The sequence below is a fragment of the Lepagella muris genome, assembly GCF_004793975.1.
GTDB lineage: Bacteria > Bacteroidota > Bacteroidia > Bacteroidales > Muribaculaceae > Lepagella > Lepagella muris.
In genome coordinates this window covers 56,462-69,886 of the sequence record NZ_SRYB01000024.1, presented here as the reverse complement: position 1 = coordinate 69,886, position 13,425 = coordinate 56,462, and the positions used below count along the sequence as shown (strand labels likewise).

Here is a 13,425-nt window from a genome sequence, read left to right as displayed (position 1 = left end):
TAATAATCCATAAAATATCAGAATATCACGTCCTTATTCCACCTACATATTAACTTCACTCCCGATAAGTAATGCTTACTTCTCACTGTCAAGTATAATCACCCATAAAATTTTCATCATAATGGCATCCATAAAAGTGAAGTTCCGACCCTCTCAACTCCCGAATCACGAAGGCACAATCTACTATCAGATCATACACGAGAGAAAGCCCCGACAACTTCTCACCGAATATCACGTATTCCCATCCGAGTGGGACGAAAACCGCTCAATGGTGATAACCACCCAGAAAAGTGAGCGCAAATCGTTCATACTCTCAATCCGCGAGAGAATCCGCTGGGATATCGAACGGCTGACAAAAATCATCCGCAAACTCGAAAATAAAAGTCTCCCATACATGGCTGACGATGTGATCGATGAATTCAACCGATATGCCAACGAATACTCCCTGTTCAACTACATGGAGAGTATGATTGCCAAGTTGAAACAGAACGGCAAAATCCGTACATCCGAAACATACTCCGCCGCTCTCAACAGCTTCAAGAAATTCCGCAATGACGAAGACATTATGCTTGACTGCATCAACACAGAAGTAATGGAAGCATACGAGGCATGGCATCAGAATCGCGGCAATATTCCCAACACCATCTCTTTCTACACCCGTATTCTCCGTGCAGTCTATCATCGTGCGGTCGAGGACGACATTATCGAAAACCGCAACCCTTTCAGACACGTCTATACCGGCGTGGATAAAACCGTGAAACGTGCTTTACCCTTACAGACATTAAAGAAAATAAAGTCGTTGGATTTATCACTCAATCCGACACTCGACTATGCCCGCGATATGTTCATGATGAGTTTCATGCTCCGAGGAATGAGCTTCATAGATATGGCATACCTACGCAAGACAGACCTCACAAACGGACACATCATCTATCGCCGCCGCAAAACCGGACAGCAACTGACAATTGCTTGGACTACTGAAATGCAGGTGATAATTGATAAATATCCCGAAAACACCTCAGAGTATCTATTACCAATCATACGCAATTCCGGCATCAATGAGAGATGTGCCTACCGCAATGTAGGCTACCTCATCAACCGGAACTTGAAAAAAGTTGCAGAAATGACCGACATCCAGATACCGCTGACCATGTACGTTGCCCGTCACTCATGGGCATCCGCCGCCAAAGCAAAAGGCATTCCCCTAAGCGTAATCAGCGAAGGCATGGGACACGACTCCGAAGCCACCACCCAAATCTACCTCGCCTCCCTCGACACCTCCGTCGTCGACAAAGCCAACTCCCTCATCCTCAAATCCCTCTAAAAAAGAAAAGCCTCAAGATCCTAATCTTGGGGCTTATTTGTTTAGCAATTCTACAAATCTCTAAACAAGAGATACTTATCAATATTGCAAAGTTATAAAAAATCCTGAAAATAAGCTATCTCTACGTTAATATTTTTTATGTTTAATTAAGTCCAAGTATATCAAATCCTATAATTGTTTAGCAAACACTTATGTATAAAAGAAATAATATTCTGAAATACAAAACCTTATAAGCATCTCTAAACTCTTGTTTAGAGATACTCAACATAATAACAGAATACATAACTACAAGACAGAATAGAATGAGAAGAAAACTAATCATAACTACTCTAATCAGTATTGCCACAGTTGGAATCTTGGCAATGGTAAGTTGTGGAGATGACAAAATTGAAGTAAGTGCCACACCTGTTGCATCATCAATACCATCAGATAATCCAAGTATAAAAGTTTTCATCGAAAATTCAGGAAGCATGGATGGTTACATGTGCGATGGTTCGCAACTGAAAGATGCAGTCTATGACTATATAAGTGATCTGAACCGTAATACGTCTGCAACAGAGCTATACTATATAAATAGTAAAGTCATACCTTATAAAGGAGACCTAACATCGTACATTAAAAATCTGAATCCTGTATCATTTCGCAAAGCTGGTGGAAATACAGCTAACACTGATTTGGGCAATATTATTGCGTCAGTTCTTGACAATGTAAATGATACTACTGTTGCAATTTTTATATCTGATTGCATCTTGGATTTGCCATCAAAAGATGCAAGAAAATTCCTCACGCACTGTGAAATCCGGATTAAGGATGAAGTTATTAATACTCAAAAACGAATACCTGATTTAGGTGTTGAAATATTGAAATTGTATTCAGATTTTGATGGGAAATACTTTTATCCCAATGGCTCAATTGAGAAACTTGATAATGTGAAACGTCCATATTATATATGGATATTCGGCAATAAAAATTATCTTGCTAAACTTAACTCGGAAGTGCCTATATCACAACTATCAAAATATGATATTGGTGGAATAGTGGCTTTTGCAAATCAGTCCACAGTGCCATTTGATATACATAACAATCGCCTAACAAGCAAAACTGTAATTCCTAAACGTGGCGATTATCACCTGATAATACAAGCTGATTTTCGTAGTACGCTTCAACCGGAAGGGATAGTGCAAGACAAGGGAAACTATGCGTTCAACAATCCTACACTTATTGTGGATGGAATTTATCCAATAACTGATAGCCATAGTAAATATTCCCATTTTATAAAGTTTATAATTCCAAAGGGTACAATGATTGCTCAAGATTGTCTAACTTTTAGCGTGTCTAAACTTCCTTCATGGGTCTCTGAATCCAATGATGAAACGGGAACAAACATCAAAGAGAATATCGATAAAACAACAGGCATAAAGTATTTGATTCAAGGTGTCGCAGATGCCTACAAGAATGAGAAAGTAAGTACAACATTTAATTTTAACATTAAACGCAAATAATATATGGGCAATTTTTTTGGAAGCATTTACTGCTGGTTTGAAGACTTTTTTGGACTTGAACTTGCGGATTATATGTGGGGGGTATCTTCTCCACTATCTCCTAATAATTCCTTCATTGGAATTGGACTTGCAATGTTAGGTATAAGCCTTGCAATGGTGTTGGTATATTACTATATTATTAATCATCCTCGTCTAAATAATTGGTGGGGTTGGCTAATTTTCTTGGGAATAAACGCTCTCGTTAATTTTGTAGTCGGATGGCAATGGGTGCTTAAAGACTACTATGAGAATAAGATGGTAACCAACGATCCTTCAACCAATATGCAAATCCCATTGAATATCGGAGAGTCTGAAATTCTCTGTTTTGGCGTTTCCAACATGATACTATCGATTTTCGCGTTTGTAATTTTCTCCTTCATTTTTAAATGGTGGAGTACAAATTGTTCACGAGCACCATTCTAAAGCTATGTCAAAATTATTTATATTCGGTATCGGTGGGACAGGATCCAGAGTTCTGAGATCCCTCACCATGATGTTGGCTTCTGGCGTTAAGGTTGGATTTGATGAAGTTGTACCAATTATTATTGACCCGGACACTTCAAATGCAGATTTGACGCGAACAGTAAGTCTTCTCAATAAATACTCTGCGATACGAAGCAAACTACAATTTAGTTCTGACGAGAATGAAAGTCGTTTCTTTCGTACTAAAATTAAACAGATACTTCCAAATTATACCCTTCAAATCAATGATACTGATGATAAAACATTTCAGCAGTTCATTGATTATGCGTCTATGACAAAGGCTAACCAAGCTTTAACGAAGATGCTGTTTTCCGATAAAAATCTCCAATCTTCAATGGAAGTGGGATTTAAGGGTAATCCAAATATTGGAAGTGTGGTGCTTAATCAAATTGCGCACTCTGTTGACTTTGGAACTTTTGCAAGTGAATTCATTGATGGAGATCGCATTTTTATCATCAGTTCTATATTTGGAGGAACCGGTGCAAGTGGTTTCCCATTATTGTTAAAGACACTCCGAACTGGCAATAATTTTCCAAATTATAATATTATAAATCATGCAACAATTGGGGCTATCACTATGCTACCATATTTCAAATTAAAGCCAGATGATAATAGTGAGATCGACTCTTCGACCTTCATATCAAAGACCAAGTCAGCTCTTGCTTATTATGAGAGTAACATTAGCAAGAATGGGTCAATAGATGCTTTGTATTATCTTGCTGATGATGTTGCGAAGTCGTATGAAAATCACGAAGGTGGTTCTGCACAACAAAATGATGCGCATTTAATTGAGTTTCTTGGAGCTACAGCTATTGTAGACTTTTCCAATAGCACTTATATGGGTACATCTAATATGGAATTGGGCATAAAAGATATAGTAAGTGCTGTATCATTCAACTCGTTCTATCAAAAGATGCGTAGCATGCTCTATAATCCAATGGTTCAGTTTACAATGATGTCAAATGCACTCACGTATAAGGTTGATTATTATAAGTCCTCCACATTTGCAGCTAATGGCAACTTCAAGGACTTATACAGCAGTCTATTCTTTAATGATCTAACGGATTTCTTTCATAAATATCATGAATGGTTGAAGGAAATGCAAGAGAACACACGGTCTTTGCATCTTTTCAATCTTTCATGCGGAAATAAACCATTTGAGCTTGTTGAGGGTGTAAAACCCAAACGAATTCTGAATAGATTATCTGACTATAATCTTGTAACAGACCGGCTCAATTCCGCTGTACGTAAATGCAAGAGTAATGGAAAAGAGAATAAATTTCTTGAAATGTTCTATCTTGGTACTCAAAGACTTGTAACAGATAAATTAAGCAACTAATCACTATGTCAAAGATATTTAGATTATATAAGGAAGGTACATCTACTTATGAGGATTGGAATAATAGCCCGGTCTTCCCATATAACTCAGCAAGCCGTGATACTATCGAAGATCCTGATGGTGCGTCTGCTCGTCATGAGATTACGTCAATTCCTTCTCCGTTTGCTCGTATAGACCTGATAAAGACTGCCTTTAAAGAAGTTTGCAAGCCGAATAAACACACAGGAAAGGTTGAATTAGACGGAAAAACCATTTTCCATAAGATGGTTTCAGATACACTTGATGTCGCGGAGATATTCTTCAACCTTGACAAATATACCGGAAAGGTTGAGGTTATCAAATGGGATCCTTCTCTAATGCTGGCGGAATTGGAGCAATCGACAATAGCAGGTCATCAATACCTTGCAGATGCCCTTCGAAAATATATGAGCTCGGATTCGAGAACATATAATTTTGATCAACTGAAAAATATCTATCTACTGAACTATCTTGAAGGTCCCGATGAGTTGAATATTATTGGAGCCACCTCTCCTGCGACATTGTTTTTCAGCAATGCAAACGATCTCAGTTACGTCAACGATATATTCTTTGGAGAAGACAAACCATTTGATAGTGAGTACCAACCATTATACAAGCGTGATTTCGAGTTTGTCAAATATCTGTTCGCTTTACGGAAAAGCATTCCTAATTTTGCGGGACTTTTTCCTGAAGTTGAGACATATATCAATGCTACCTATAAAGAAATGGCAGATCAAAATAAAAAGAATGAACTGAACAATGTAACAGCTATCGTTCTTGAAGATTTTGATTCAATAGAAGTAAAGGATGTTCAACAAAACGATTTTGTCGAAGTTCTGGGCCACACTCTATACACAAAATCACATCGTCCGATTTCTACAACAAGTGATTTCCTCATTAAGTCATCCAAACAGATTGAGAATTTACCATTGGCTTTACCGATAGAAGCAGGGAATCGATATAGCCAACTGAAATACACCACTGGTAAGTGGGGTAACACCAATCGTGCAAATTATAAAGATGACGAATCTAATTTATCAAAACGCAAACTGCCTTTTGATGGCTCGATTCATCCGTATCTTACCATTAGCGATATTCTTGAAGATACCATCATTAAGGTACCTCATGCAATGAATTCGATCAACTATTTTGATGCTCATATCAAAATAGATAAACCAGAATTGGCTTTCCTTATCCCTTTGAAACCTCTTTTCTTCAAATATTTTTCAATTGAGGAGTTGATGGGGAATCTGCCTGATGGCAAACCTATGGTTGAGATGAAACTCCTAGCAGGAGAATCTGTAAATGTCATTGTTCGTATCCCCATTATGGGAGCCGGCAATATCTCTTATATAGAATATTCTCGTATATATTACAATAATAGCTCCGCTAATATTGAGAATAATGCTGGGAATATCACTGAAATGAAGTTCACTGGCTTCATCATGCCACAAGTTCGTTTCAATAATCCATCAGAATCAATTTATAACGTTTCTTGTGTTCAAGCTGCAAATGCAAAAATTGATTTCGGGTTCTATGTGGATGACGAGAAAATATCTCAGCCATCCAAATCATGCAGAAACGAGGATCAGGAGATTCTGATAAAAGCCGATAACTATTTAATCAAAGGGCAATCATTTGATTACATTCAAGTACATAACAATACTTATCGAGGGATTATCATTCCGATTTTCAAGAGCCAGCGCAATGTTGAGACATTTGAGTTTGCAATCGATTTGGGAACTTCTAACACCCATATCGAATATCGCAAAGGAAATGAAGCACCGAAGGTGTTCTCATTTACTCAGAGTGATCGGGCTCTCTGTGAGATGTTTATCCCTCAAAAGAATGAATTCGGCTATCTGGACGACCTGATTGATGAAACGGCTCTCTTTGAAAAGGATTTCATTCCCGGAGAAATTGGGAATGGAGATTTCAGATTTCCTACCCGCACGGTACTTTCGTGTGCCAAAACAGTAGATTGGAGTAAGGACGTCGCCCCGTTCACGCTTGTGAATCTGCCGTTCACCTATGATAAGCGTTCAGACTTGTCATACAATTACCTGAAGTACAACATAAAATGGGGCAACGGCGAAGATATGCGTGTTATGGAATCGTATGTTCGTACATTGATGCTGATAATACGCAATAAAGTTCTTCTTAACAATGGCGATCTTACAAAGACTAAGATAACTTGGTTTTATCCTATCAGTATGGCACCCAAACGTCTTCGTCGCCTAAGGGAAACTTGGGATGAAGCTTATAAAGAATACTTCGGGGAAGGATCTACAAACAGTATGACCGAGTCAGCTGCTCCTATTCAGTATTTCTTTAAAAGATACTCTACAGCTACGAGCCTCGTCAATGTTGATATTGGCGGTGGAACTACGGACATTGCCTTTGCCAAAGATAAAGCCATAAATCATGTTACGTCTTTTAGATACGCGTCTAATGCCCTGTTTGAGAACTCATTCTCAGATCTTGATGAAAACAATGGAATCGTAGACAGATATAAAGGAGGCATACTTCGGCTCCTAGAGGAAAAGAATCTTTCTGAATTAGTACGAGTGTTTAACAGTTCAAATAATGAACACCCTGCTAATATGGCTTCTTTCTTATTTGGGCTTAAAGACAACTCTCTTCCAAAAGCAGTAGGAATTAATGAAAAGGCTATTGATTTTAATTATCTTCTGCAGGAAGATGAGGATTTCAAGATAGTTTTCATAGTGTTCTACACCTCTATTATTTACCATATAGCTCAGATTACAAAAGCTCTTGGACTTGATGTGCCGCGTCATATTTCCTTTAGTGGAAATGGAAGCAAGGTAATCCGTGTCATTACAACTGATAATAAAATTCTTGCAAAATACACCAAGTTAATTTTTGAGAAAGTTTTAGGGCATCCCTATGGGAAAGAACTGGAATTGCTTGGACTTGAAAAAGGTTCCAGTCCTAAAGACTCTACCTGTAAAGGTGGTTTAATCGGAGTAGAAGATGATGATTACCACGACAAGACAATCGTGTTCAAAAGTGACTGTACTGGTATCGTAAAGAATACTGACACGTATGCAACCATAACAGATTCCTACAAAACGAGAACTGTAAAAGCTGTTGAAGAATTTTTCAGATTTGTATTTGTTGACATGAATAATTCGTTCAATTTCGACAGAAATTTTGGAGTAAAAATGTCTTCCTTAAAAGTGGCTCAACAAGCTGCGGCTAAAGATTTGACAACATTCCTAGACAAAGGAATAATACAACGTCGAGAAGAAACTGAAGTTGATGATGTAATAGAGGAAACTTTCTTCTTTTACCCAATAAAGGGTGCTCTTCAGTCTATGTCAAATGAAATTTTCACTTCGCTTAGAGAATAATAACAATGAAGACGCTTCATACAATAATCTTAATAGCTTCATTTATATTCAGTAGCATGGTCTTTTCGTCATGTGAAGAGGATACTGCCACTGATACTGCGAGATATCAGACAGCAATAGAATCCGGACAAACAACCATTCCTGATACTGGCAATAAACTTGATTCTACAGAGAAAAAGGCCGTTCTAGATTCTATCAACATAGTCAATTCAAGGGTTAATGAAGTTTTTAGTGAAAATGAAAAACAGGGCAAAGAAATTGTCAAAATCCAGACGGAATTAGACGATTATAAAAAAGACTCTGCACTGAGTATTCTTATATCTTGGGTTGTCGCTGGAATCGCCATAATTCTGGCTATTATATCTACTATCAAAGCATCTGCAGCTAATAGTCGAGCCGGAAGACACCGCAATGAGATTGAAGAACTGAAAAAGGCAATCTCAGATTTGAGGTTAAAACCAACATCAAATACACGGCAGACATCTTATTTATCTTCTGCGAATGATTACTATTCGCTCGCAGATAGAATATCTCGTATTGAGCGACAGATGAAGCAAGAAAGCCGTGCCCAAACACAACCAATACCTACTCCAGTACCTATTCAGACGATTCAGTCAAAACCAGGAGTTTCTCACGAACAGCACGGATATTTTGGCGTTCCCTCACAGATGTCATCAACCAGTGCTTATTTTAAGCATTTATTTGAAACACGTGATTCTGAAGCCCGATTCTCTGTCATTATTCGAAATAACAAAGCTGAGTTTAATCTTTTAGAAGGAAACCAGTTCATCAATGAGATTAGATCCAACGACAACATCAAGTTCGCACTTGAGCTTCAAGGATGCGCTCCTTCCGAAGCAACTCAAATGAGAACTATTCTTCCGGGCGAAGCTGTCAAAGAAGATAATCGTTGGGTCATCAAGAAAAAAGCACAAATCTATTTGAGTAAATAACAGACCATGCACGTATTAGTACCAATTATTATCATATTAATCATTTGCATTCAGATATTCTTTTTTATAAAGAATCTGTTGCGTATGAACCAGTTCAGTAAGATTTTTTCAGAGGAATCTTCATGGAGTCTGCGTCGCAATCAACAAACCAATTTTGTTGATGGAGTTTATGGCGCAGGTAATTCAATCTTTGAATCAATAAAAAATTCTATCAATAAGTATCTTGAAAAAAACGCAGGATCAGTCATTGATTTCGGATTACTTAAAGATGCGGTTGACCGACACTGCGATTCAGTTGAGAATGACATCGCAACGCAAACGCCAATACCATTGTACTGGGGACTCGCTGGTACTATGGCGGGAGTCATTTTGGGTTTATGGGATTTACTTGGATCAAATGCGATCTTAACATTAATGAGTAGTAGTGCGGGCGAAATAGACCCTAACTCAGCTAAAGCAGCCGAAGGTATAAATGCTCTTTTGAGGGGTGTAGCTTGGGCTATGGGAGCATCTATAGTTGGCATAATTTTTACCACCTTTAACTCAATTCTTTTTAAGCGGTGTAAGCTCACAGAGGAAAACGGCAAGAACTCTTTTCTTGCATGGATGCAATCTGAACTTCTTCCAGAATTACCGTCAGATACATCGCAAGCGTTGAACAATCTTGTCAAGAACCTCAATAAGTTTAACAATACATTCAAAGAAAATACTTCAAATCTTGGGAATGCACTTAACGCGGTGAATCATTCCTATGCGATCCAAGCAAATATAATAAAAGCCGTTCATGACATGGATGTTATGAAGATGGCAAAAGCGAATGTTCAAGTGCTTAAGGAGCTTAAAGAATGTACGGATAAACTTGAAGCCTTTAATGAGTACCTTGATAATGTTGAGGGATATACCAAAGCCATACATCGCTTTGAATCTCAATTTGGTGAACAAGCTGATAGATTGCACATACTTGAAGAAATACGTGATTTCTTTAGACGTCATAAGAGTGAGATTGCCAAAACTACCGCTGATGCCGATAAAACTCTTCAAGAATCATTGGAACAGATTAAAGAATCTACTTCTGAGAATGTTAATGAAATGCAAAAGCGTTTTGTTGAACAAAGTGAACATTTTAAGAAGATACTTGAGGATGAGAAAGATTCTTTTGAAAGATTTATGACTCAAATGAATGCTCAGTTCAGTGTTCAAATGTCTCACATGCCTCAATTGGCTAAACAACTTGAGGAAATATCATCCATTCCTGTTCGTTTGGACAAACTGATTGACAAAGTAGAGAAGTCAAATACTAAACTGGCATCTGATATTTCTTTTGCACTTAACCAGTCAATACAAACATCTCAAATGATGGCTCTACCCACGGGAAATGGAGACACTGTTATTACAGGATCCTCTATGCCCTCTTGGATGAAATGGACTGCAGTTTCTGCTCTCATAATAATAGCATCTGCTTGTATATTCAATGTTGTAGTGTATTTCTTTCCTAAACAGACACCAGTGCAACCACAACCGCCATACGTAGAAACGGTTCTGGATACGCCTATATCTACTCCAGCTGTAATTGATATTGAAACTCCAGCAAGTGACAAACAAACGAAAGCAGACACCGTTAAATAAATGATAATACAATGGCTCATAAAAAAGAATCTTTCTTTTGGACAAGTTACTCAGACCTCATGACGAGCCTATTTTTCGTCATGTTGGTTCTTTTTATTCTCGTCATTGTCTTATTGCATAAGCGCATGGAAGCAACGGAAGCACAGCTCCAAGAAATCAAGAAAGTAGAAGAATCGACTAAAGATTTGAATAAAGACTATTTTGAGTATAGACCGGAATACAAAAAATACGTCCTCAATATTCAGGTTCGTTATCCCGCAGGAAAATCAGACCTTAATACAATCATATCATATGATAAAGACTGGCAACTTAACAAATTAGCAAACGCCGGACAAGAAATTCAGAACTTTCTTGACAACCATAGAGAAAACCAATATGTTTTGATTGTAGAGGGTCAGGCTTCACGAGATAATTACACTTATAACTATGAATTGAGTTATCAGCGAGCCCTTGCGCTTATGAGATTCTGGGTTGAGTACAGAGGTATCAATTTTGGAAACAACTGCGAAATTTTAATTTCAGGGAGTGGAGATGGCAAACTTGACACTCACTCCATGCGTGAAGAGGAAGAAACCGAGAATCAACGTTTTTTGATTCACATCCTACCTAAGAATATTTTTGAATCAACCAATGAGAAAAAGTAACATCATAATTGCTTTGATAGTAATCTTATGTGCCACTTCATGCGCACATAAGTCTGGTCATAATAGGCCACCAGCTGCTACCCATTCCGAAAATTCCGAAATGAGCAATATTTCACAATCCAAGGTTGCAGTTGAATGCAAACATGATCTTAATGTTGTGCTTTCAGATAATCGGGGTGACAACAACAAACTTGATGGATCAATGATTTTTGCAAAATATAATACAGCAGTCTTTATGGTATTCACTTCTGATGGTTACAATATGTACCAAGGATCCGGATTCTTCATCAATAATGAAGGACTTGCGGTAAGTAATTATCATGTGTTTAAGGGTACCGGGATTGGAGAGGAAGGAATAAAACTTGCCGGAAGCAACAATGTATATAAGGTGGCTGAAGTAATAAAGAGCAGCGAGGATGAGGATTTTATTCTTTTCCGAGTTGATGTTTCAAACACCAATTATATACCTGTCGCAAAATATAAACCCAGTGTTGGCGAAAAAGTCTATGCAATCGGCAGCCCTCGTGGACTTGAAAACACATTTTCCTCTGGAGAGGTCTCTCAATGGCGAGACAAGAATTTAATGCAAATATCAGCTCTTATTGATCACGGTAGCAGTGGTGGAGCATTGATAAACGAATATGGTGAAGTGGTAGGTATCACATCCGGCTCTTTTGCCGACGGGTCTCAGGCAAATCTGAATTATGCTTGGAGTATAGATGCCATTAAACCATTTGTGAACTGTAAATAGAATCATTAACCACCTTTTATTAGTATTCGCATGTATTCCGGAAATACTGTAATTTTGCAGTAAATTCGGAATACGATATGAACATAAATAGCCCTATCAGACGAGATGCGTACCTTGATAAGCTCATTGCACGATATGCTGACGAAACCGTTGCACTTCTTATTGGAACTTTTGGGATGCTTCTTCCGTATAATTAGTTGAATGACGTAAAACTGCATGACGCTAAAGATATATATACTTCATCCCGGTAAGATTATTAATGGATGAACTGTGGCAGGTCACTGCATTTTATCGGAGTTTACAAGGCTCAAATTTGCATTTTATCGGAGTTTAGAATGCCAAAAACTGCATTTTATCGGAGTTTACAAGGCTCAAATTTGCATTTTATCGGAGTTTGCGGAAACCGTACAACGCTACAACGTGTCTTCTGTGAGCAGGCATTCAACACAAACCAAACCGAAGTTATCGCCTCACCCCGGATGAGGCTTCAGACCAGATATAATGTGCAGACAATAAGACTGGGGAAACGACCCTGAAAAACTGCATTAGCTGATGATTTATTGGATGGGGATTGTGGATATGTCAAAAATATTTATTAATTTTGCACACAGAACCACAAATTTCCTTTCCGGGAGGGAGACATCTTGATTCCGCATGAATATGCAACGACGTGACATATCTTCAGCCAGACGAAAGCCGGGCAGGATTTCGAGCATCACAAGTGCGCGTCTGCATCTTTCGGGAATAATAGTGTGCTCTTGTGTGGTGAAGGCATGCCGACATACAGCCGGCAGCAACAGACAGGTAAACAGTGTAACAATATAAACGGGTGGACGCCACATATTATGTGGCGCCCATCCGTTTTTTAAACTTGAATCATAAAGTGAAAATAGGTGTTGTTATGGGCTCCACCAGCGATTGGGGAGTCATGAAGGCTGCCACTGAGACTCTTGCTCAGTTTGGCGTCGAGTCTGAAACTAAGGTTCTGAGCGCACACCGCACTCCTGCGGAGCTCGAAAAATGGGTCAGCGGATTGCGTGAGCGTGATTTCGCTGCCGTAATCGCCGCTGCAGGCGGTGCCGCACATCTTGCAGGCGTGGTGGCTGCGTTCACCACCCTCCCCGTCATCGCAGTCCCCATCAAGGGGAAGACTCTCGACGGTCTTGACTCTCTCCTGTCGATGGTGCAGATGCCGTCAGGCATACCGGTAGCCACTGTGGCTATCGACGGTGCAAAGAATGCCGCACTCCTCGCCATCGAGATGCTCGCCATCACCGACGCATCTCTCAAAGAGAAAATGGACGAGTTCCGTCGCAAACAGGCTGAGAAAGTTCTCGCATCAACATTAGACTGATTGAAATCAACCATCTCA

11 protein-coding genes are annotated in these 13,425 nt (G+C 38.8%); all 11 read left to right on the top strand.

The window, feature by feature from the left end:
• Nucleotides 1-121 precede the first annotated feature (121 nt).
• Entirely contained in the window at nt 122-1,324 is a 1,203-nt protein-coding gene (locus tag E5331_RS14425; protein ID WP_123484266.1) for a site-specific integrase, read from the top strand.
• A 302-nt stretch (nt 1,325-1,626) separates the two neighbouring features.
• Complete coding sequence (locus tag E5331_RS14420) at nt 1,627-2,826, top strand: hypothetical protein (RefSeq protein WP_135985469.1); 1,200 nt, start codon at nt 1,627-1,629, stop codon at nt 2,824-2,826.
• A 3-nt stretch (nt 2,827-2,829) separates the two neighbouring features.
• On the top strand, nt 2,830-3,288 hold the full coding sequence (locus E5331_RS14415; RefSeq protein WP_123484263.1) for a hypothetical protein: 459 nt from the start codon (nt 2,830-2,832) through the stop codon (nt 3,286-3,288).
• Between the two features lie 4 nt (nt 3,289-3,292).
• Nucleotides 3,293-4,687, top strand: a complete 1,395-nt coding sequence (locus tag E5331_RS14410) for a hypothetical protein (RefSeq protein WP_123484262.1) — start codon at nt 3,293-3,295, stop codon at nt 4,685-4,687.
• Nucleotides 4,688-4,692: 5 nt separating this feature from the next.
• Nucleotides 4,693-8,079: a cell division protein FtsA gene (locus E5331_RS14405; RefSeq protein ID WP_123484261.1), complete on the top strand. Its 3,387-nt coding sequence runs from the start codon at nt 4,693-4,695 to the stop codon at nt 8,077-8,079.
• A 5-nt stretch (nt 8,080-8,084) separates the two neighbouring features.
• Nucleotides 8,085-9,032: a hypothetical protein gene (locus tag E5331_RS14400; protein ID WP_135985467.1), complete on the top strand. Its 948-nt coding sequence runs from the start codon at nt 8,085-8,087 to the stop codon at nt 9,030-9,032.
• An 84-nt stretch (nt 9,033-9,116) separates the two neighbouring features.
• Nucleotides 9,117-10,658 carry a hypothetical protein gene (locus E5331_RS14395; protein ID WP_275441234.1) on the top strand — a complete coding sequence of 514 codons (1,542 nt, stop codon included), beginning with the start codon at nt 9,117-9,119 and terminating at the stop codon, nt 10,656-10,658.
• Between the two features lie 125 nt (nt 10,659-10,783).
• On the top strand, nt 10,784-11,302 hold the full coding sequence (locus E5331_RS14390; protein WP_275441233.1) for an OmpA family protein: 519 nt from the start codon (nt 10,784-10,786) through the stop codon (nt 11,300-11,302).
• 100 nt (nt 11,303-11,402) lie between these two features.
• Nucleotides 11,403-12,053, top strand: coding sequence for a S1C family serine protease (locus E5331_RS14385; protein ID WP_275441232.1), 651 nt, complete (start codon nt 11,403-11,405; stop codon nt 12,051-12,053).
• Nucleotides 12,054-12,707: 654 nt separating this feature from the next.
• Nucleotides 12,708-12,878, top strand: coding sequence for a hypothetical protein (locus E5331_RS20435; protein WP_168355248.1), 171 nt, complete (start codon nt 12,708-12,710; stop codon nt 12,876-12,878).
• Between the two features lie 58 nt (nt 12,879-12,936).
• Complete coding sequence (gene purE / locus E5331_RS14380; RefSeq protein ID WP_275441231.1) at nt 12,937-13,407, top strand: 5-(carboxyamino)imidazole ribonucleotide mutase; 471 nt, start codon at nt 12,937-12,939, stop codon at nt 13,405-13,407.
• Nucleotides 13,408-13,425: the final 18 nt, after the last annotated feature.

Coding starts and splice junctions, on each gene's coding strand:
- E5331_RS14420 (WP_135985469.1), top strand. CDS start 1,627: ATGAGAAGAAAACTAATCATAACTACTCTAATCAGTATTGCCACAGTT.
- E5331_RS14400 (WP_135985467.1), top strand. CDS start 8,085: ATGAAGACGCTTCATACAATAATCTTAATAGCTTCATTTATATTCAGT.
- E5331_RS14410 (WP_123484262.1), top strand. CDS start 3,293: ATGTCAAAATTATTTATATTCGGTATCGGTGGGACAGGATCCAGAGTT.
- E5331_RS14415 (WP_123484263.1), top strand. CDS start 2,830: ATGGGCAATTTTTTTGGAAGCATTTACTGCTGGTTTGAAGACTTTTTT.
- E5331_RS14390 (WP_275441233.1), top strand. CDS start 10,784: ATGGAAGCAACGGAAGCACAGCTCCAAGAAATCAAGAAAGTAGAAGAA.
- E5331_RS14395 (WP_275441234.1), top strand. CDS start 9,117: ATGAACCAGTTCAGTAAGATTTTTTCAGAGGAATCTTCATGGAGTCTG.
- E5331_RS14385 (WP_275441232.1), top strand. CDS start 11,403: ATGAGCAATATTTCACAATCCAAGGTTGCAGTTGAATGCAAACATGAT.
- E5331_RS14425 (WP_123484266.1), top strand. CDS start 122: ATGGCATCCATAAAAGTGAAGTTCCGACCCTCTCAACTCCCGAATCAC.
- E5331_RS14405 (WP_123484261.1), top strand. CDS start 4,693: ATGTCAAAGATATTTAGATTATATAAGGAAGGTACATCTACTTATGAG.
- E5331_RS20435 (WP_168355248.1), top strand. CDS start 12,708: ATGAATATGCAACGACGTGACATATCTTCAGCCAGACGAAAGCCGGGC.